The organism is Gluconacetobacter entanii (assembly GCF_013155425.1).
Classification (GTDB): domain Bacteria; phylum Pseudomonadota; class Alphaproteobacteria; order Acetobacterales; family Acetobacteraceae; genus Novacetimonas; species Novacetimonas entanii.
On sequence record NZ_JABJWD010000003.1, the window covers coordinates 71,636 to 93,162 of the forward strand.

The 21,527-nt window shown below is 61.9% G+C and carries 16 protein-coding genes; 7 read left to right on the forward strand and 9 right to left on the reverse strand.

What is annotated here, in order from left to right:
* Window positions 1-185: 185 nt before the first annotated feature.
* The 3 genes from HNH97_RS00375 to HNH97_RS00385 all read right to left on the reverse strand — a co-directional run bounded on the left by HNH97_RS00375 (window position 186) and on the right by HNH97_RS00385 (window position 4,763).
* Entirely contained in the window at window positions 186-1,808 is a 1,623-nt protein-coding gene (locus HNH97_RS00375; protein ID WP_171789439.1) for an APC family permease, read from the reverse strand.
* A gap of 74 nt (window positions 1,809-1,882) precedes the next feature.
* Entirely contained in the window at window positions 1,883-3,463 is a 1,581-nt protein-coding gene (locus HNH97_RS00380; RefSeq protein WP_171789440.1) for an aldehyde dehydrogenase (NADP(+)), read from the reverse strand.
* A gap of 22 nt (window positions 3,464-3,485) precedes the next feature.
* Complete coding sequence (locus HNH97_RS00385) at window positions 3,486-4,763, reverse strand: NAD(P)/FAD-dependent oxidoreductase (RefSeq protein WP_171789441.1); 1,278 nt, start codon at window positions 4,761-4,763, stop codon at window positions 3,486-3,488.
* A gap of 74 nt (window positions 4,764-4,837) precedes the next feature.
* Here HNH97_RS00385 and HNH97_RS00390 point away from each other — a divergent pair, with 74 nt between their 5' ends.
* The 5 genes from HNH97_RS00390 (at window position 4,838) to HNH97_RS00410 (ending at window position 12,761) form a co-directional block, all read left to right on the forward strand.
* Complete coding sequence (locus HNH97_RS00390; protein ID WP_171789442.1) at window positions 4,838-5,731, forward strand: dihydrodipicolinate synthase family protein; 894 nt, start codon at window positions 4,838-4,840, stop codon at window positions 5,729-5,731.
* Window positions 5,732-5,774: 43 nt separating this feature from the next.
* A complete protein-coding gene (locus HNH97_RS00395) occupies window positions 5,775-6,773 on the forward strand; it encodes a 4-hydroxyproline epimerase (protein ID WP_171789443.1) in 999 nt (332 codons plus the stop codon).
* Between the two features lie 25 nt (window positions 6,774-6,798).
* Window positions 6,799-7,500, forward strand: coding sequence for a GntR family transcriptional regulator (locus HNH97_RS00400; RefSeq protein ID WP_244182234.1), 702 nt, complete (start codon window positions 6,799-6,801; stop codon window positions 7,498-7,500).
* A 1,014-nt stretch (window positions 7,501-8,514) separates the two neighbouring features.
* Window positions 8,515-10,953 (forward strand): TonB-dependent receptor, encoded by a 2,439-nt coding sequence (locus HNH97_RS00405; RefSeq protein WP_227744223.1) that lies wholly within the window; start codon window positions 8,515-8,517, stop codon window positions 10,951-10,953.
* A 446-nt stretch (window positions 10,954-11,399) separates the two neighbouring features.
* The gene (locus HNH97_RS00410) at window positions 11,400-12,761 is read left to right on the forward strand and encodes an amino acid permease (protein WP_171789445.1); all 1,362 of its coding nucleotides are present in this window, start codon (window positions 11,400-11,402) and stop codon (window positions 12,759-12,761) included.
* A gap of 15 nt (window positions 12,762-12,776) precedes the next feature.
* On the opposite strand, the gene HNH97_RS00415 is transcribed toward HNH97_RS00410, so the two are convergent.
* Together HNH97_RS00415 and HNH97_RS00420 are read right to left on the reverse strand one after the other, a co-directional pair.
* Window positions 12,777-13,787: an Lnb N-terminal periplasmic domain-containing protein gene (locus HNH97_RS00415; protein ID WP_171789446.1), complete on the reverse strand. Its 1,011-nt coding sequence runs from the start codon at window positions 13,785-13,787 to the stop codon at window positions 12,777-12,779.
* A complete protein-coding gene (locus tag HNH97_RS00420) occupies window positions 13,784-15,718 on the reverse strand; it encodes an esterase/lipase family protein (protein ID WP_244949156.1) in 1,935 nt (644 codons plus the stop codon). Before HNH97_RS00420 ends, HNH97_RS00415 begins: the two co-directional genes overlap by 4 nt.
* A gap of 207 nt (window positions 15,719-15,925) precedes the next feature.
* On the opposite strand from HNH97_RS00420, the gene HNH97_RS00425 reads away from it, so the two are divergent.
* Both HNH97_RS00425 and HNH97_RS00430 read left to right on the forward strand, forming a co-directional pair.
* A complete protein-coding gene (locus HNH97_RS00425; protein WP_110913653.1) occupies window positions 15,926-16,177 on the forward strand; it encodes a hypothetical protein in 252 nt (83 codons plus the stop codon).
* 215 nt (window positions 16,178-16,392) lie between these two features.
* A complete protein-coding gene (locus HNH97_RS00430; RefSeq protein ID WP_171789447.1) occupies window positions 16,393-17,322 on the forward strand; it encodes a DMT family transporter in 930 nt (309 codons plus the stop codon).
* A 20-nt stretch (window positions 17,323-17,342) separates the two neighbouring features.
* On the opposite strand, the gene HNH97_RS00435 is transcribed toward HNH97_RS00430, so the two are convergent.
* The 4 genes from HNH97_RS00435 to HNH97_RS00450 are packed head-to-tail and all read right to left on the reverse strand — an operon-like array spanning window position 17,343 to window position 21,524.
* A complete protein-coding gene (locus HNH97_RS00435; protein WP_171789448.1) occupies window positions 17,343-18,071 on the reverse strand; it encodes a copper homeostasis protein CutC in 729 nt (242 codons plus the stop codon).
* Complete coding sequence (locus tag HNH97_RS00440; RefSeq protein WP_171789449.1) at window positions 18,058-19,050, reverse strand: ABC transporter ATP-binding protein; 993 nt, start codon at window positions 19,048-19,050, stop codon at window positions 18,058-18,060. The genes HNH97_RS00435 and HNH97_RS00440 overlap by 14 nt, the downstream gene beginning before the upstream one ends.
* Window positions 19,047-20,081 (reverse strand): ABC transporter ATP-binding protein, encoded by a 1,035-nt coding sequence (locus HNH97_RS00445; protein ID WP_171789450.1) that lies wholly within the window; start codon window positions 20,079-20,081, stop codon window positions 19,047-19,049. Before HNH97_RS00445 ends, HNH97_RS00440 begins: the two co-directional genes overlap by 4 nt.
* A 3-nt stretch (window positions 20,082-20,084) precedes the next feature.
* Window positions 20,085-21,524 (reverse strand): M81 family metallopeptidase, encoded by a 1,440-nt coding sequence (locus HNH97_RS00450; RefSeq protein WP_171789451.1) that lies wholly within the window; start codon window positions 21,522-21,524, stop codon window positions 20,085-20,087.
* Window positions 21,525-21,527 lie beyond the last annotated feature (3 nt).

Consider the following 21,527-nt stretch of genomic DNA (forward strand, 5'->3'; position numbering starts at 1 on the left):
ACAGGAAGGTTGGTATACATTATGTGTCAAATTATATGATACGCCATGCATGCCGTCAAAGGGTTTGCCATCCCCGTCTGCAGGACGCCCTTCAAAACCATCGCGGGTTTCTGGTGAAGCTTTTTCAGTAGGAAATTTCGGATGCCACCTTTTGAAGGAAAGAGGTGGCAGATGACGATATGCCTTCAGAGTGACACCACGGGTTCATTGGCAATGACCGTATCCGGTGTCATTGCCTGCGGTGTGTCGGCCGTGACATCGGGCAACTGCATGTCGCGATGGGCAACATGTTCCCCCCATACGAAAATCAGGCCTGCGAAGATCACCACCATCATGTCGTCGAAGGGATGGGCCATGATCGCGTATCCTTCGAACGTCCCGCAGGCCGAAAGGACCAGCATGCCGGCGAAATAGGCCAGCACCCATGCGCTGCTGCGGATGTCTTCGCCCATATTGCCTGTCCCGCGCAGGGCGCGAATGGCCAGGAAGATGATCCCGAACAGCAGTTGCACCGACAGAAGCCACGACAGCGTATGCCATCCCGACCAGAAGACGATCAGGCTTGCGATCATGAAGGAAACCGGCCCCATGACCCTGATGCACGTGACCCGGAACGGGCGCGCAAGTCCGGGGGCGGCGTGCCGCAGTGCCGCCGCCGCAACGGGGGCGAAGGCGTAACTCATGATCAGGGCCGATGACACCACGCCGATCAGCGCCTCCCATGACGGGAACGGCAGCATCCAGAACACGCCAAGCCCGAAGGTCAGGAAGGCCGCGCGGCGGGGCACGCTATGGCGTGGGTCCAGATGGCCGAACCATGGCAGGAACGTGCCCGAATGCGACCAGGCGTAAATGATGCGCGCGGTTGAACCCATATAGATGTTGCCCGTGCCCGTGGGGGACACCACCGCATCGATCACGACGGCAAAACCCAGCCATCCAAGCCCCAGTGTCATGGCGATGTCATGGAATGGCAGGGGCAGCAGGCGGTCGATGCCCGCCCATCCGTGGGCCGCAAGCATGCCGGCGGGTACGCTGCCGACAAAGGCGACCTGCAGCAGAACATAGACAAATGCGGCAAGGAAAATCGAAAGCGTCAGGGCGATTGGAATGGTGCGCTGCGGGTTACGCACCTCGCTCGCCACCGCGATGATGGGGGTCAGGCCCAGATAGGCAAAGATGATGCCGCCGATGGACACGGCGCCCTCGATGCTCTGCCAGCCAAAGGGCATGAAGCCGTATGTCGTGAAATTCCCGGGATGGAGGAACAGCAGCAGCACGCCGATGACCAGCATGGGCACGACGAATTTGAAGATGGTGATGATGTTGTTGAACAGCGCGAAGGTCTTGACCCCGGAAATGTTGATCCGCAGCATCCCGGACAGGACCGCGACCTGCACCGCCCACCCCAGCAGGGTCGGATCCCCCGCGCTGTTGGCCGTCAGTCCCGGAATCCATGACCCGGCATACTGGCGCGCCGCGATGATTTCGATTGAAATCAGGCTGGAATAGGCAATGACGGTGATGAAACCCAGCAGCGCCCCCAGCAATGGCCCATGTGCATAGGCCGGATAGCGGATCATGCCCCCGGCCTCTGGCAGGGCGGCGGCAAGTTCGCAATAGATCAGCCCCAGAAACAGGACCGCGATCCCGCCGGCGATCCATGAAATGATGCTGGCCGGGCCAACGATCGCCGCGACATGTGATGCCGCAAACAGCCAGCCCGACCCGAAGACGGCCCCGAACCCCAGCAATGTCAGGTCAAGAAGGGACAGCGAACGATTGAATGCCGGTGATGGCGGGGCCATGGCGCGCCTCCTCGCTTGGTAAATGCATGGCGGCGCGCGGCCCGCCGGGACCGCGAGCCGGTGTGGACAGAGGTTCAGGCGGGGGCCTGCATCGTCCCGTTGACCAGTCGCGTCAGTCCCAGCGGATTGGCGCGCGCCAGTTCGGGCGGCAGGAGGATATCGGGCAGGTCCTGATAGCAGACCGGGCGCAGGAATCGTTCAATCGCCGCCGTTCCCACCGATGTGGTGCGGGTATCCGTCGTGGCGGGGAACGGGCCACCATGGACCATGGCGGGGCAGACCTCCACCCCCGTAGGCCATGCATTGACGAGGATACGTCCCGCCTTGCGCTCGAAGACCGGCAGCAGCGCGCGTGCGAAATCCGTATCCGTGCCATCCATCTGCAGGGTGATGGTCAACTGCCCCTCCAGACTTTCGGTCAGGGCGTGCATGGTGGCGGTATCGGGACAGGAAACCAGGATCGAAACAGGGCCGAAAACCTCATGCTGCATCTTACGTTCGCGCATGAAATGTTCCGCGGTCGTGCGGAACAGCATCGGGCGGCCCCGGTTGGGCGCACCATCATCATTTCCCTGCCCCACGGCCTCGATCCCCGGACACCGCGCCAGCCGGTCCACACCCGTGTCATAGGCCGCGTGGATTCCCGGCGTCAGCATCGTTGCGGCCTGTCGTGTGGCGATCGACTCCGCCGCGATACGGACGAATGATTCGAACGGCTCGCCTTCGGGCGCAATGACAATGCCCGGATTGGTACAGAACTGCCCCACCCCCATCGTCAGGGAGTCGACAAACCCGCGCGCAAGGGCTTCCGTGCGGGCCGCAAGCGCCTGCGGGCAGAGATAGACCGGATTGATGCTGCCCATTTCGGCGAAGACGGGAATGGGTACGTCGCGCTGTGCCGCCAGTGCCGCGATGGCCGTCCCCCCGGCATAGGAACCGGTAAAGCCGACCGACATGATGGCCGGGTGCTTCACCAGCCATTCCCCGACCTCGTGCCCGTTCCCGCCCAGAAGCGAGAACACGCCTTCGGGCATGTCGCAGGCTGTCATGGCCTGACGGATCGCGCGCCCCACCAGTTCGCTGGTCCCCGGATGGGCGGGATGGGCACGGCAGACCACCGGGCATCCCGCCGCAAGCGCGGAAACCGTGTCCCCGCCCGCGACAGAGAAGGCCAGCGGAAAGTTGCTGGCACCGAATACCGCCACCGGCCCCACGCCGATACGGCGCTGCCGCAGGTCGGCGCGCGGCATCGGTGTACGGTCGGGCAATGCGGGATCAATGCGTGGCTGGCTCCATTCTCCCTGCCGGACCAGGGTGGCGAACAGGCGCAACTGCCCCATCGTGCGTCCCATTTCCCCGCGCAGGCGGCCTTCGGGCAATGCGGTTTCAGCACCCGCGCGCGCGATGATGGCATCCGCGTTTTCGCCCAGACAGGTCGCGATCTGTTCAAGGAATGCGGCACGCCGTTCAAACGACATGGCGCGATAAGGGTCGAATGCGCCTGCCGCCAGACGGCAGGCGGCATCCACATCCGCATGCGTGGCGCAGGCAAAGGCTGGCTCCATCCGTGCATCCGTCGCCGGGTTGATCGCATGGAAATGTGTCTTGCCCCCGACATCGTGCTGTCCGATCAGCAGGGCTCCGCTCAGTGTCATGCTCTCTTTCCTCTCATGTCTTTCATGCCGCGTTTGCCTGCGCCCGCCCGAAACGGTCGGGGCGGAAGGCATGCAGGTCCAGCGGTGTTTCTTCATGGGTTGCGATGGCCGCCACCAGGTCCGCCGTGAACGGGGCCAGCGTCAGGCCCAGATGCTGGTGCCCGCATGCGGCGATGACGCCCGGCAGGCCCGCAATCGGGCCGATGGCCGGCAGGTAATCAGGCAGGGTCGGACGGCAGCCAACCCAGCGGGAAAAGTTCGAGCGGACCGGAAGGCCACTGTTTTGTACTACCCGTTCCAGACTCTGCCACTTGCGCGGGTCTGGCGGGGCGTCCGCGCGCGTGAATTCGACAAATGTCGAGGCCCGCATCCTCGGGCCAAAGCGCGAGACGATGACGGAGTGATCCGCGAATATCATCGGCGGTGCGACAGGTGCCCCTCCATGGTCCCATTCGACGTGATAGCCGCGTTCTGCGATCAGTGGCGGCGTCCATCCCTGCACGATGTCGCGCGTTCCCATGCCGGCAGCCATGACAACGACATCCGGTGACAGCGATGTGCCATCCGCCACGAACACGCGCGGTCCCTGCGGACCCGACGTGACCCGGATGACGCGCTGCTGGCGCAGTTCGCAGCCGGAATCGGCATGCAGGCGGTTGCGCAGTGCCTCCATCACCAGGGCGGGCGCACGTACCTGCGCCGTTCCGTCAAACACCAGTCCCCCACGCGGAACATGGCCCAGCAGCGGCACCAGACCTTCACGTTCATGTTGCGCCATGGGGCGCACCGTGGCCGTCCCGTGGTCCGATGACATGATCGCGCGCATCGCCGGAAGCGGATCCTGCGCGCCGTTCCACAGCATCAGATGCCCGGTTTCGATCAGCAGTCCGGGATCATCGAGATCGCACGCCATGCGCCGCCAGGCAGGCAGGGCATGCGACAGCAGTTCACGCAGGGCCAGATGCCCGCGCCGTGCCGTCGCACCACCACATGCGCGGATATAGCGCAGGCACCATGGCAGCCATGTGCCGACATATCGCCAGCCGATATCCAGTGCCCCGCCCGTCAGGGAAAACAGGCGTCCCGGCGCGGAGAGGAGGAGTTGTGGGGACGCCAGGGGCATCACCTGCTCCACGGCGATATGTCCCGCATTGCCCCATGACGCCGCGTCCTGCGGTGCGCCCACATTCATGATGGTGACATGCATGCCCCGCGCCCTGAGGCGCAGCGCACAGGAAAGTCCCACAATCCCGCCCCCGACCACGACAGAGGATGCAACGCGACCGGTATTTTCGGGCATGGATGTTTTCTTCCTTTCCAAATCGATACGTATACGATAGACGAAACGTTATCGAAATCAAGTGGAGAGTTCCAATGCAGTGGACGGGTGTTTTTCCTGCGGCGACCACACAGTTCGCCCCGGATCTGTCGATCGATTTCGCCGCGACGCAGAAGGTTCTGGACAACCTGATCGGCGATGGCGTCCATGGCCTGACGATCATGGGCACCTGCGGCGAGAACAATTCGCTCGAACCGGATGAAAAGCTGAAGGTGCTGGCCGCCGCGTGCGAAACGGCAAAGGGACGCGTGCCCGTCATCGTGGGCGTGTCGGAACTGACGACGCCGCGGGCGGTGAAATTCGCGGCCGATGCCGCACGGATCGGCGCGGACGCGCTGATGGTCCTGCCCGCGATGGTCTATGTGCCCAAGGAAGCGGAACTTGTCGCCCACCTGAAGGCCGTGGCGGCGGCATCCGACCTGCCGATCATGCTGTACAACAACCCCACCGCCTATCGCGTGAACATCAGCATGGATGTGCTGCGTGAACTGACGGATGTGGAAACAATCGTTGCGGTCAAGGAAAGTTCAGCCAATACCCGCCGTTATACCGATGTGGTCAATGCGTTCGGGGACCGGTATATCATGATGGCCGGGCTGGACGATGTGGCGTTCGAAGGGCTGACACTGGGGGCGGCGGGCTGGATTTCCGGCCTGACCAGCGCATTCCCGCAGGAGTCGGTCGAACTGGTGGAGGCCCTGCAGAAGGGAAACATGGCGCGGGCGCTGGAGATCTATCGCTGGTTCATGCCCCTGCTGCACCTGGATGCGGAACATGATCTGGTGCAGTCGATCAAGCTGGCGGAACAGATCATGGGACGCGGCAATGAACGTGTGCGCATGCCGCGCATGCCCCTGACGGGTGCGCGTCGTGCCGAAGTTACGGCCATGGTGGAAAAGGCTGCCGCCACGCGCCCTTCCGCACGATAGGCCATATGCCCGCGACGGCCGCACTTTAATCAAGGACATGACGATGCGACATACGTTTTTCTGTGTTGACGGTCATACGGCGGGTAATCCCGTCCGGCTTGTCGCGGGTGGTGCGCCCCTGCTGCGTGGGGCCAGCATGAGCGAACGGCGCCAGGATTTTCTCTCGCGCTTTGACTGGATCCGCACCGGGCTGTGCTTTGAACCCCGGGGCCATGACATGATGTCGGGCGGTTTCCTCTACCCCCCTACCCGTCCGGATACGGATGGGGGCATCCTGTTCATCGAAACCAGCGGCTGCCTGCCGATGTGCGGGCATGGCACGATCGGGCTGGTGACGTTCGGTCTGGAACACGGACTGCTGCAGCCGCGCACCAGGGGCCAGCTTCGGCTGGAGGTGCCGGCAGGCATCATCGACATCACCTATACCCATACACACAACCGGGTGACATCCGTTACCATCCGCAATGTCCCGGCATGGGTGGCAAAAACCGGGATTTCCATCGACGTGCCGGGATTCGGCCCCCTGACGGTCGATGTGGCCTATGGCGGGAATTTCTACGCTATCGTGGAACCGCAGGGCCAGTACCGCACGCTCGATGAACTTGGCGCGCGGCGCATCCTTGAACTCAGCCCGGTGATCCGCAATCTGGTCCGCGACGCCTATACCCCCGTCCATCCCCTTGATCCCACCATTTCCGGCGTCAGTCACGTCCTGTGGGCGGAACCGGGGGAACATCCGGCGCAGCAGGGCCGCAACGCCGTGTTCTATGGCGACAAGGCCATCGACCGCAGCCCCTGCGGCACCGGCACGTCGGCACGGCTGGCGCATCTGTGGCACAAGGGGGGCCTTGGCGTGGACCAGCCGTTCATTCATGAAAGCTATATCCGCAGCCGCTTTACAGGACGTATCGACAGCGAGACAAAAGTCGGCGACCATCGTGCGATCGTCCCGCTGATTACGGGCAGCGCCATTTCAACCGGGTTCAACACGATCTGGATTGATGAGGAAGATGTTTTCAGCAACGGTTTCCAGGTGGTCTGAGCACGTCCATCCGGAGTGACCCTTCTTGCATAAAGGCCCCCTGCGCATGGGCATCGTACGCCATTCCACATCACTGCAGGTACGCACCATTGCGGATCAGCTTTATTACCTGATCCGCAAACGTATCCTTAAAGGTGAACTGGCAGAAGGCGAACCCATCCGTCAGGATACGATCGCCACCGAACTGGGCATCAGCAAGATCCCCCTGCGTGAGGCGCTGGCGCGTCTGGAGCAGGATGGCCTGGTCAGGTCGCATGCCAATCGTGGATTTACCGTCAATACGCTGAGTGCGGAAGAAGCCGACGAGGTCTTTGCGCTCAGGCTGCAGCTTGAACCCACCGCCACTGTTGCAGGCAGCAGGCGCGCGACCGCCGCCGACCATGCACTGGCCCGCGCGACCCTGGCGGCGGTCGGGAATGCCGCGATGCAGGATGATGTTGACTGGGGCGAATGCAATCGCGCCTTTCACATGTCCCTTATCGCCCCCGGTGCGGGCACGCTGACCTATACCATGATCGAACGCCTCAATGTCATTGCGGACCGCTATGTGCGGTTCCATCTGGGACCGATGGGACGGCCGGAACAGGCGAACATCCAGCATGGCCAGATACTGGAGGCATGGATCAATGGGGATGAGAAGACCCTGCTGAAACTGTCACGCAGCCATATCCGCAATACGCATGACGACCTGCGCAAGGAACTGCCGCGCAACGGCTCCCGGCTGTAACCCCTGCTGCGGCATGGCGGGACGCAGGCGACCCAGATGGCCTGTGGTCATGAATCGCCCCGCCTTACAAAATGACCGGAAACAGGGCAGATGCATTGATTTTGCGTCGCTGATGCCCAATTTTTCGACGAAAATCACATCCCATATATAAATATCAACATCATATAATATATGATGTTGCATATGCGTACCGATGGTGACATGCTGGTTCCTGTCGTCGAACAGGACGCAAAAGCAGACTCATAATAAATTCAGAGTAGAAAATGTAATACGTTTCGATCTGTATTTTAATATGCTGATAATTATATGAATTCCAAGAGATTGAATATCTTCGATACATTTTTCGGGGAAATATAGCCTTCTTTCATGGGAATGTCAGGAATCCGAAAGGGTTCCCCTGCTTTTTTTCATAAATCAAACTAACCCGACGCATGTAATGTTTATCATAAAACATGTGTCAAATATGCAACGGCATGGGGACGCAACATCTTTTTTGTCGCGGAATAATGCGAAAACGTATTGATCATATATTATATTTCATGCACGGTATACGATATATTCGATACCAATAAGGGGATTGAAAGAAACAAAAATAACGAAGCACTCTGGATATGCGTGATTTTCCAAGGGAATTCGGCATGCTGCATGCGAATGCCAGGCCGGGACATCCATACCAATCGCTCCGTCCGGTTGCGCTTTCAAACGGGGAAAATATTGTGGCTAAAACGCCACGTCCGGTTGGGTGGGTGCGTCATGGGAATACTTGCGTGTTCATTTGGAACGTACGTTTTTGTTCTTGAAATCTAATAATATATGCAAAGGAGGTGAGGAATGATGCTGTATGAAAACAATCTGTTTTGCCACCTGGCGGACAGTCATGACGCGGCATCGCGCCTGTCGGCCCGGACCGTGGTCCACCTTATGTCTGCGCGCATCCTGATCCTCCCCTGTCCATCCGCCCGGTAGGAACACAGACGAATGAACAACCGTAATCTCTTTTCAGGCCTGCTTTTGATGACAACGGTCCTGTCGGGCATGTCGTCTCATCAGGTTCATGCCGCCACCAGCACCACAACGACAGCCACGTCCCACCCCGGCCACGCCGCGGCACGAGGTACGACACGCGCGACGGGCGTGCATGCGACACGCGGAACGGCCACCGCCCACCCTGCCGGTCCGGTCCGTTCACACGCTGCCCCCGAAGCCCTGTCGGTTTCGGCGCATCGCACGGTGCATGGCGCGCACCTGATCGTCGGCAAGAAACTTCTGGAATCCGCCCCGCCCGGCACGAACCCCATGGCGGCGCTGAACACCATGCCTGGCGTGGATTTCCAGTCCGCCGACGCGCAGGGTGTCAGCACCTGGAGCACGCAGATCTTCATGCACGGTTTCCAGCAGCAGGAAATCGGCATGACGCTCGATGGCATTCCCCTCGGCGAAATGACGTATCGTAACTACAACGGCATGAATCCTGTGCTCGCGGTCTCGTCGGAGAATGTGCAGGGCATTGACGTGTCGCAGTCCGCCGGTGCGGAAGACGTGGCGGCGACCAACAACCTTGGCGGCTCGCTTGCCTATACCACCAGCGACCCGAGCCATAAGCTCGGCGGTACGGTCAACCAGGGGTTCGGCAGCTTTGATACGTTCCACACCTATGCGCGCGTGGACAGTGGCGACCTGAACAGCACCGGCACCCGCTTCTATGCGTCGTATATGCGTAACGACCAGGACAAGTGGAAAGGGTATGGGGAGCAGTTCTACCAGCAGGTCAACGCCAAGCTGGTGCAGCCGATCGGACAGAACAGTTCCATCTCCGCCTATTTCGACTGGAGCGATCTGCACGAGATGGAATATCAGGACATGTCGCCTGATATCCTCAATCACCTCGGCTACAATGCGGACAATTACTATAACGGCAAGGCAAGCGGTTATATCCGCGCCTATGACGCCGCCCTTGCGGCGCAGGGCAAGGGCGGCGGCTATCCCGCCGGGTATGGCAATCTGAGCGATGCGTCGGATGCGTCCTATTATGAAGGGGCAACCAACCAGGACGATATCGTAGGCTACCTCAAGGCGGATCTGGCGCTGACGGACAAGGTGCGCTGGACCACCACCGCCTATGGCCATGGGGAATCCCAGCAGACCACGTGGACCACGCCCTATAGCGGTTCGCCCAATGGTTCCCCCCTGAGTGAACTGGTCAAGCAGCCTTCCATCCGGCGTTTTGGCGTGCTGTCTCAGGTGACCTACGATGTCGCCCACAACCATATCAGCGGCGGCGTCTGGTATGAAAACAACGATTACCAGTCCCCGATGTACCAGTATGCGGAACCGAATGTCGTCAATGGCGTCGTGCAGGGCAACCTGGTCAACCCGCTTGGACATTTCAAGGACCCCTTTGCCGAGGTCTTCAACCAGAACTACAACACGAATACCTTCACCGCATTCGTGCAGGATACCTATCGCCCGATCCGCAACCTGGCCCTGCATTTCGGGTTCAAGTCGCTGCTGAACACGACGCGCGTGGGTGATGGATATCTGAACCAGGATTATTACGGTAACATCGGCAACATCACCAGCGGCGTAAGCCAGACGATCGCCAAGCCATTCCTGCCGCATATCGGCGTGGACTGGACATTCCTGAAACGTCATGAACTGTTCATCGATATTTCCGAAAACGTCCATACCTATGCGGAATCGGGGTTCAAGCTGTCGAACTCCCCGTTCGCCGTGACGCAGACGGCCTATAACGACGCACGCAGCACTTTGCGCCCGGAAACGGCCTGGACCTATGCCATTGGCTACCGGTACCATGATCGCCTGCTTGGTGCGTCGGTCTATGCCTACCGTACGAATTTCAACAACCGCCTGCAGCAGATCACGTCCGGCCCGGCGGTCAACCCGATTTCGAGCGTCGCCAATGTGGGTGGCGTGACCATGAATGGCGTGGATGCGGCCCTGACGGTGACGCCGCTGCGCAACCTCGCGATCACCAACAGCATCAGCTACAACCATGCTGTCTATGACGATAACATCACGGATTCCAACGGCACCCATCCCACGAAGGGGCAGCAGGTCGTGAACTATCCGCGGTTCATGTACAAGGCGCGCCTGTCCTATGACTGGCGTTCGCTCAGCTTCTATATTGATGGCAATTACGTCGGGCAGCGCAATTACGATTACGAGGGTGAATACCGCATTCCGGGGTACTGGCTGTCGAACCTTGGCCTGCAGTGGCACGTCAAGAAAACCAGCGATACCGGCCCGCGCCTGGGTGGGTTCCTGCGTGGCCTGACCCTGTCGTTCAACCTGACCAACCTGACCAATACCCGCTACATCGCCACCATGGGCGAAAACGGCAACCCGATGAACGCCGCATCCGCCTATACCGACCAGTCGATGCTGCTGGGCACGCCGCGTATGGCCTTTGGCGCCATCAAGGCCGATTTCTGATCGCACGGCATGGACAACCGCCCTGCCCCGTTTCCATCCACCGGATCCCTGCCCCGGCGGATGGGATGGCGCAGGGCCTTCCTTTGTGATGGATGTCCATTTCGCAACGGCCTGATGACCAGTAAAGTCCGGTGCTGTCCGGATCTTTTCCCAAAACCTGTACCAGACAATTCCTTGCGGTTTCCATAGATGCACAATGGGCGGGATTCGGGACCGATGCCCATTCTTTCGGCATGTTGCAATATTTCCGTACATGCAGCGAACTGACATGGTGAAATCGGGAAAACCAAATCATGACAAGGGAATTTACGTTACGGTTTTGGACACATGTCATGAAAGGTGATAGCGTTCCCGCCCGCAGGGAACTGGCATGATGCCGTCCTCTTCCTGATGGTGGGGGCGGTTCTGGCGGGCTGCCAGCAGTCCGTGACCATGAAGGATATTTGATGACACAGGATGCCGCTTCCGGCCGGATGCTGAAAAATCGCCATATCGCCATGATCGCCCTCGGCGGTGTCATCGGGGCCGGCCTGTTCGTGGGGAGCAGTTCCGCCATTGCGGTGGCGGGGCCTGCGGTCCTGCTGGCCTATGCCCTGTGCGGCGGACTGATCATGGTCGTCATGCGCATGCTGGGCGAAATGGTGATGCAGCAGCCGGGCCTTGGTTCATTCGTGGAATATATCCGGCAGGGATATGGCAGCAGGGCGGGCTTCGTCGCGGGCTGGATGTACTGGTTTTTCTGGGTGGTAGCCATGGGAAGCGAGGCCATCGCCGGGGGGCTGCTGCTGCAGGACTGGGTCGCCCTGCCCACCTGGCTGCTGGCGGTGGGCATCATCCTTGTACTGATGGCGATCAATCTGCGATCGGTGGATGTGTTCGGGGAGTGTGAATTCTGGCTGTCCCTGCTGAAGGTCGCAAGTATCATCCTGTTCGTCGTGATGGGCGTACTGTTCGTGGGGCATATGTTCGGGCCGGGAATATCCGTCCGGGCCAATTATTTCGGGCATGGGGGGATTGCACCGCATGGCGTCACCGCCCTGCTGGCGGTCATCCCGACCATCATGTTCAGCATGATCGGGTCCGAGGTGGCGACCGTGGCGGCGGCGGAATCCGCCAACCCGCGCATGGGCGTGGCCCGCGTGACACGCAGCATCGGGGTCAGGATCACGGTCTTCTACCTCACCTCCATCATGCTGCTGCTTGCCATTGTTCCCTGGACCGATGTTACGGCAGGCAAATCCCCGTTTGTTGCGGCCATGACGGTCATGGGGGTTCCCGGTGCGGCAACCATCATGCGCATCGTCGTGTTCAGCGCGATCCTGTCATGCCTGAATTCCAGCCTGTACATCACATCGCGCATTCTGGCGGAACTTGCCCGCTCCGGTAATGCCCCTGCCCTGATGGCACGGCATTCGGCGCAGGGTGCACCGCATTCCGCCCTGATCGCCAGCACGCTTGCAGGCCTGGTCGTGGCGTTCTGCTCCATCCTGTCGCCGAATGTGATCTTCTCTTTCCTGCTCAATTGCAGCGGTGGCGTCATCCTGCTTGTCTACCTGCTGATCGCGGTCACCTACCTTGTCATGAAACGGCGGCAGGACACGCCAGGCGGTAGCTGGCAGGCCTATCTGAGCATTGGTGGCATCTGCGTGGTGTTTGTTGCGATGCTGCTTGACCCGACAGAGCGCATGACGGCGGTTGCCAGCCTGCTGAACGCGGTATTCTTTGTCTGCCTGTATGATGGGTGGCAGATGCTGGCCCGCCGCCGCGACCGCGCCAGCGCCGCACGCACGGAACAGGGATATCCGTAATCGGGAGCAAACCGCCTACGGAGTTCCCGGCCCTTCGGGCGGCGGCAGGTGGGCGCGGATGGCTGCGGAATAATCCGGCCCGAGCACGGCGCCGGGTGCACGGACGATGTGGCTTGCGGCATGCAGGGCCGCGAAATCCGCAAAGCGCACCGGATCATACGGCCCCAGCAGGTTCATGTCATAGGCCATTGCCGCCGTATGGCCGCTGAGGATCACGCGCCAGTCCAGCCGGTAACGCAGTCGCGCCCCGGCGCGCGCCAGAATGCCGGTGGTGCAGTTATCCGTCAGCGTGTTGTACCATTGTGGGTGGCTGATCAGGTCATGGATCGCGCCGACATAGCTCATGAACAGACGCTGGCGCACCTCGGGCGAAAGGTTCAGACGATAGAGATAGACGCGTTCACGCCGTATGTCGGTCCTGACGCCAATCAGATCGCGTTCGTCCGCCGTGACATAGAACAGTTCATAATGATGGAAAAAACCGGCAATGGTGGAATAGTCGAAACGCGCCTGCCGCCGTGTCTCGATGGAGATCGCGAGGTGCCGCCCATCGGCAAAGCCGAAGCTGAGGAAGACATGGGCGATGGTTTCCCCGGCCCAGTAGGAGGTGACAAGGTCAACGCTGCGTAACCCGTCCAGAGGATATGTGGCGTCGTACCATGCGGGGATGCCGTCGCTTGGCGTGCGATAACGGAAATTGCGGACGTGACGGACATGTATGTCACTGCCCTCACGCCACGCATCGGCCGGAATGGAATATTCCGGTGCCCACTGCCGGTCATTGCGCGGGGGATCCGTGACATACCAGACGCCCAGCCCACCGATCAGTCCCATGCGCAGGATCCGCCTCGGGCGCGGGGGGCGCACCCATGCGGAACCCAGCAGCAGGGCGGGAAACGCCACGGCCGCCCCCACCCGAAGCACATCCGGCTGGAGGGTGGAATAATATATGGCCGCGCCCCCAAGCACGGCGCACAGCAGCAGCAGCACATGACCGCCCCATCGGCGCAATGGATGCCTGTTCATCGTGCCGCGGCCCGCTGCGGTATCGACCGTGATGCCGTGGCGGGATTTTGCGCCAGTTGCAGCAGCAGGATGCGTTGCACCTCGGCAATGGTGAAGGGATTGGATTGCGTGGAATGTTCGGAATGGCGGACCACCAGTTCCGAATCCACGCCGGGAATATGGGCGCTTTCATAAGACACGACGCCATCGTCCGCGCGTGAGAGCGGATCCCCCGTGCCACAGACCGGGATGATGGAATGGGTGTGCACATCGGGCATGATCGGGATCGTGGGCAGCGTGCGCATGAAGGGACTGCGTGGCGACATGGCATAGACACTGCCCAGCCGAGGCATGCGGTTGTCCACATGCGTGCTGTCCCCTGCCCCGGTCACGATCTCACGCGCGGTTTCGCTTACCCGCCACGGCAGGCTGGCCATGCCCCCGATCAGTTGGGCCAGCGACATCCCGGCAAGGTAGCTGCCATGCTGGGGGGTGGCGATGAACACGACACGCTGGATTTCGGGCATCGGGGTGGGAAACATGGTTTCCCGGATCAACTCCCGGGTGCGCGCATTGAGATGAAACGTCGAAAGCGGACGCCCCGCCGTGCCGTTCCACAGCCTGTCGCCCGGATTGATCACCAGCATGCGCGCCAGCAGGCCGCCCTGACTGTGTCCTACCAGCGTGATGTGCCCAAGGGCGGGATCGGCCTTTGTCCCCCCAAGGCTGTCCACGGCCTGCGTAATGGCGCGGCGCAACTGCCATGCGGAATACGGGATCGGGTTGCTGGTGGCGTAGGAAAAGAACCAGAAATCGAAATGATCGCGGATATTGCGATTTTCGAGCAGGTCATTGACCATGCCGGCCCAGCGATAGGGGCTTGACGCCGTGCCGTGAATGAACACCACCGGCATGTTGCCCGGCCGGTGCGGCGTCATGGCGACCAGTCGTGGCTGCGTGCCGTCATAGGTGGTGCCATCGAAAAAGCCACGATATTCCTTGGTCCACAGCGCCGTTTCCTGCAGGCTGATGGCGCGGGCGGCCGTCTGGTCATAGGCCGGGGGAACGGGCGTGTTGGCGGCTTCGTCCATGACATGCATGACAAGGCGGCCATGCAGGTGTCCCGTCAGCACCTGCCTGCGCGGATCGTCAATGTCGAGCGTCATGTTCGCGGGAATGCGCAGGCGGCTGGTGACTTCGAACATCCTGTTGTTCTGCGTCGTCTCCTGCGTTGCGCCCGGCGTGCCGTCCTCCGGACGTCCCAGCGCGGTCAGCGCCTCGCCCAGGCCGGGGGTGCGATAGACATTGCGCATGCCGCTGACCGCCAGTGTCGCGGTCGGGAGGAACCCCTCCAGCAGGCGGCCATGCCAGTGCAGTTGCGCGGGATCGGCGCTCAGTTCGATCTCCCCGAACGGCAGGGCGCGGCGCTGCGCCACGATTGCGACCGGTGCGGGAAAAGCTGCCGTCAGGCCGAGGTTGTAGAAATCCGCTGCCTGCCGGAAACGCGGGTCATAGGGGTTGGGGCCATCCGCCCGTCCCGGCTGCAGGAACGCATAGGCATAGACCGCGGCGGCAAGGAAATCTTCCCCCCGGTGATGGCGCAGCCCCTGCCGGTAGCTCAGTTCCGCCAGTGCAAACAGCATGTCGGGCAGTTCGTCGTCATGGTCCGTGGCCGCCTGCTGTCGCAGCGCCGCGATGGCGCGGTCGGGATGGCGGTTCCACAGGTTGTCCAGCCCGCGCCGATGCAGCACGATCCGCGTATCGGGACCCGGCCCATGACCCTGCAGGGTTGTATGGCGGGCGTCGTCATAGCTTCTGACAAGGGAAACCTTGCGGACCTCGACCGGGCCCGCGCATGCCGCCAGCATCGTAAGCGTAAGTGCGACAGTGATGCGCGCCGGTCCCCTGCGGGGACGGACACGGCGAAAGCGACCTGACGAAGGATGTGTCATTGAAAAAATCAAGTACCTGCTATGCCCGACGAGAACAGTCCGTGTGTTATTTACAATACGATCGTCCATTGCAATGACATGCCACCCGTCCGGGCGGGGTGACGGCAGGGCAAGGGTTGAAATGTATCGCGGTGAAACCGATATGAAAAACAGGCCCGATCATTTCACGGGCATTTCTGGACGATTACAGACAGGATCAAACGGATCATGAGCGCTACCGAAAACCTCCGCAAGCTGAGCCCTGAAGACCTTCAGGACATTACCAGACATCTGGAAAAGTCCCTTCATCAGCACAAGGCCGAACTGCACCAGCAGATCGCCGAGCATCTGCGTGGCCTGAAGGGCGAGGTGCGGATCCACGAAAACAAGATCCCGACTTCGTGCAAGGTCTATGGTGTCCTGATCCTCGCGGCCGCGTCGCTGGCGAGTTACATCTTCGGACGCAAATCCGCTGACTGATCTTATCTGACAGCGTAAGTGCCGTCCCTGCGCGCGGCCATGGATGCCGTGACCGCAGGGACGGGATTACCGCATGTTCCGGGCGAAGCGTCATATCTGAAATGACAAGACAGGCCGCAGTCTTTTCGCATGGCTGGGGTTGCATGACAGCGCTGGTTTTCATACCTGTCGCCCCATAAGTCTCGACCGGGACATACGGATCACGGATACAGCAGATGAAGATGGGCTTTCTTTCCTCGGGCATGATGCTGGCCTTTGCCGCCTTTTCTTCATTTTCAGTCAGCGACGCCTTTTCCAAGCTGCTTGCGGGGGCGGTAGACCCCTTCGAAGTCGCCTTTTCGGGTGGCGTCTTCGGCTTCCTGATCATCCCCTTCATCCGCCGCCGCGACGAATCCTACCTCGACATCTTCTCGCCGCAGCGACCCGGCATGTGGATCGTGCGCGCCATTGCCACCTTCGCCGCGACCGCTGCAAGTGTCGAGGCCTTCATGCTTCTGCCCATGCCCGAAGCATTGTCGCTGATGTTCCTCATGCCGCTTTTCGTGACCATCCTGTCGGTTACCCTGCTGCATGAAAAGGTCTCGGCCTGGGCGTGGGTATCGGTCATTGTCGGGTTCATCGGTGTGCTGATCGTCCTGCGGCCGGGCATGCGCGCGCTGCATCTGGGGCACCTGTGCGCCCTGATCGCGGCGGTGGCCAATGCCGTGGGCGTCATCGCCTACCGCCTGGCGGGAAACAATACGCCGCGACTGTCACTGTTCGGATCCAGCCTGTTTGGCCCGCTTGTGGGCGACGGCCTTCTGATGCTGGCGCATGCGCACTGGCCGCATGGGCTGAAAACCTGGTTCTTCCTGTTCGGTTATGGCTTCCTTGCCGCGCTGGGGCAGTTGCTGATGATGGTGGCGACCGCCCGTGCGCCCGCCAACCGGGTGGCCCTGCCGCAGTACAGCCAGATGCTGTGGGCGGTGGTGTTCAGCTATTTCCTGTTTCATCAGGCGCTTGATGGCTGGACCTTCGTCGGGATTATCGTGGTCACCTTCTCGGGCATGCTGAACTGGATCCGCCAGCGCATCCGCTATGAACACCTCGCCTTCGAGGAGCGGCGCGCCGCCCGGCATCGCATGGAACACGAAGCCAGCATATGACATCTGGCCGTTCCGACTTTCTATGATGCTGCCTGCCCTGCTCCCCGCGCTGCCGCGACAAGGGCACGGATGGCGTCAGGATCGGTCAGGCCCGGCATCGGGCCAAAGCCGAATGCACCGTCATCCGCCAGAGGTTGCGCACGCCGCCTGCAGGAAGCATGGACCTCGCCCACGCCCGTAGCGCGGATCAGCGCCGCCACATTGCCCGCATTCACACCGCTGCCGGCAAGGACGGTGATACGGTCCGCCGCCAGTGCATTGAGGCGCGCCAGACAGTCTGCACCCTGCGGCGCGGTCGGGCGCTGTCCCGAGGTCAGGATGCGGGTAAAGCCCGCCCTGATCGCAAATTCCAGTTCCGCGGCAGGATCGCGCACCAGATCGAACACACGATGCAATGTCCGCTCCATTCCCGTGCAATGATCGGACAGGTGCAGCAGAAGGTCATGATCGAGTCCTCCGTCTGGCCGCATCGCGCCGAGCACCACCCCCTTCAGGCCCGCTTCACGCGCCGCGCGTATGTCATCGACCATGATGGCGGCCTCATCACCGTCGAACACAAATGACCCTGCGCGCGGGCGGATCATGGCCAGCGCGGGGAGATTGCCGCGTGCCGCGCACCGCATCAGTCCGGCACTGGGCGTCAGCCCCCCGACATCGAGGGAGGCGCACAGTTCGATCCGGTCCGCCCCGGCCGCATTGGCGGCGGCGATGCCCTGTGGGGTTTCCACGCAGATTTCAACACGGGTCATGAAATATCTCCGGTCGCAGGCAGGCCACCCACCGGCCTGGTGCGACCTGTTTCAGGGGGGGAACCACGGTGGCGCAGGCCGTCATGGCATGGGGACAGCGGTTACGGAACGCACATCCGTGGCGCAGGTCCTGCGCCGCCGTGGGCAGGTCGGTCGCGGCGGATATGTTGTTGCCTTCCCCCTCCTGCCGCAGTCCCGGGGCCAGCGCCAGCAGGGTGCGTGAATAGGGGTGAAAGGGCTGCGCGCGGAAGGTCTGTATCGGGGCGATTTCCATGACACGGCCCAGATACATGATCACGACACGATCACACAGGAACATGACCGTCGGCAGGTCGTGGGAGATGAACGCCATGGCGAGGCCCAACCGTTCGCGCAGGTTGCGCAGCAGGTTGATGACCTTCGCCTGCACCGATACATCGAGTGCCGAGACAGGTTCATCCGCCACGATCACCCGTGGCCCGACCGCCATCGCCCGGGCGATGCCGATACGCTGGCGCTGTCCGCCGGAAAATTCATGCGCGAACCGCATCAGCGCATCTTCGCCCAGTCCAACGGACGCCAGCAGGTCGATCACCTTCTGCCGGCGGCTTTCGCGTGTACCGATCCCGTGGATTTCCAGCCCTTCGGCAACGATATCACGCACCCTCAGGCGCGGGTTGAGGCTTGCGGCGGGATCCTGGAAAATCATCTGCACCTGACGGCGGTACCAGTTCAGGTCCGGTCCGGACAGGGCATGGATGTCGCGTCCCTCGAAACGGACGCTCCCGGCCGTCGGCCGCTGAAGGCGGACCATGCAGCGGCCGACCGTGGTCTTGCCCGACCCGGATTCACCAAGGATGCCGACGATCTCGCCCGCATGGATATCGAATGATACTTTGTCCAATGCCTGAACATTTCCGGTGCGACGGCCCAGCAGGCTGCGGGGGGCGTGGAATTCCACGCTCAGGTCACGAGCCGACAGTAAGGGAGGCGTGCTCATGCGCCTGCCGCCACGTTCATGTCGCGCCATGCAATGCAGCGCGTGGCATGTCCGCGCGCCGCATCGACCATCTGCAGGTCGGGATGCCCGACACGACAGGCGTCGCGCGCCATGTCGCACCGCATGGCAAACGCGCATCCGGCCGGACGGTGGGCCAGATCCGGCGGATGGCCCCGGATCGTCGGCAGTTCCGGCAATGCCCCCTCCCCCAGCGCGCCAAGATGGCGCACCGGCAGGCAGTCCAGCAGTGCCCGGGCATAGGGATGGCGCGGGGCCTCCATCACATCGGCCGCGCGGCCATATTCGACCACCTGCCCGGCATACATCACCATTACCCGGTCGGCGAATGTCTCCACCAGTGACAGGTTGTGCGTGATGAACAGCACCGCCATGCCGGTATCGTCACGCAACTGTTTCAGGATATCAAGGATCTGCGCCTGTGTCGTGACATCAAGTGCTGTGGTCGGTTCATCCGCGATCAGCAGTGCGGGACGGCAGGCGATGGCAATGGCGATCATGACGCGCTGGCGCATGCCGCCCGACATCTGGTGCGGGTAACTGCCCACCCGTTTGTGCGGACTGGCGATCCCCACCGCCGCCAGCAGGTCGGCGGCGCGCGCCATGGCGGCGTGGCGGTCCGCCTGATCATGCAGGACAAGGGCCTCGGCAATCTGTTCGCCCACCGTCATGGCGGGGTTGAGCGAGGTCATGGGTTCCTGGAAGATCATCCCGATCCCGCCACCCCGGACCCTGCGCAGTTCCTTTTCCGGGGCGCGGGCAAGGTCAACGGGGTTTTGGCCCGCAGGCTGGAACAGCAGCCTGCCGCCCGTGATCTGGCCGATGCGCGGCAGAAGCCCCATCATCGACAGGCTGGTCACGCTTTTCCCCGAACCGGATTCCCCCACCAGCGCCACGATTTCGCCGGGGTGGATATCGAATGTCACGTCATCCACGGCATGGATGTCGCCACGCCGCGTATGGAAATGGATATTCAGCCCTTGGACCGAAAGGACAGGACGTGACACCGCCATGTGTCAGCGTCCCTTTCGCGCCGAAGGATAAACATGGGGCGACCATGTAAAGGACGTATCGAACGGGAATGTCGGACGTACCTTGTGCAGGCGCGCAAGGCGGGTCACGTGCTGGTCCACCGCGCCGGGGGAGAGGGCCATCAGCGCGGGATTGGCGATGGGGGCAAGTTCCGGCGACAGGTAGCCGGATTTGACCACGACAATACGCGCCTTGTGCGGGTCAAGGCCCAGCGCCGTGAAATCCGCAATGTTGTGATAGGGCCTGCGCCGGGCCGCCACGACGACAAGGATCCCGCCGACGGCGATGACCGCCTGACGTTCACGCTCCTGCGGATCGTCAAGGACGAAGCGGACTTCCCCCGTCACCTTGATCGGGGTCGTGTCCGCAATATCGAGCGCACCGCCGATCGACAAGGTGACCTGCGCGCCCACGCCCGCGGCGCAGGCCGTGCGGGTTGCCTGCGGGTCGGCAATACCGGCCACGATGACATCGCGTGCATCGCGTTCGATCAGCGCGCGCAGCACGTCGATCCGGTCCCCGACACCGCCACCTGTCGGGTTGTCACCTGAATCCGCCACGATCACGGGTGCGCTTGTGCTTTGCAGCGCCCGGTCAAGCGTTTCATTTATGCTTCCGGTCCAGCAGCCGAATTCGAATTTCGTCCGGGCGTCCCAGTACGCCGTGGCCATTTCCACCGCTGCGGCCTGCATGGCCGCGGGGTCCGTGCCCGTCATGACCGAAGCCGCCGTCGCACGGGGTTCGTCCGCCCATACATACCCCACCATGAGCGAGGCATCCCAGATCCCCTCGCGCCGATCCACTTCCGGCAGGCGGGCGTACAGGCCGCGCGCGGGTTCGTCCTCGGTGCTGGTCTTCTCACCGGGCAGCACGACGGGAACCGGCGCCCATACGACATGGGGCCGCACGCCGTCCGTCAGGCAGCGCACTAGCATCGTGACCGACCGCCGCATCGTTTCCTGAACGTCGATGTGCGGCGCGGTGCGATAGGTCGAAAACATGTCGATGGCGTCGATGATGCGCTGCGTCACGTTGCCATGCAGGTCATAGCTGACGGAAATGGGCACATCCTCGCCCACGACAGCGCGGGTGGCGCAGATCCAGTCGCCTTCGGCATCCTCCATGCCCTGCACGAACATCGCACCATGCATGGACAGGTACACACCATCAAGCGGCCCCGCCGCGCGCAGGCGCTCAAGGAACTCGTCACGCAATGCGCGGTAGGTTTCCGCCGCGACGGGACCGCCGGGAATGGCGCGGGCATGCAGGGTCGGGATGAACTGCGCCGGGTAATCGGACAGGAACGCAAAATAGGGCGCCTGCGACAGGGCATCGCCCCGCAGGACCCGGAAATCCTCCATCCGGGTCGGAACCGGATTATAAGTGCTGCATTCAATATGAATGCCGCCCACGGCAATACGCATGTC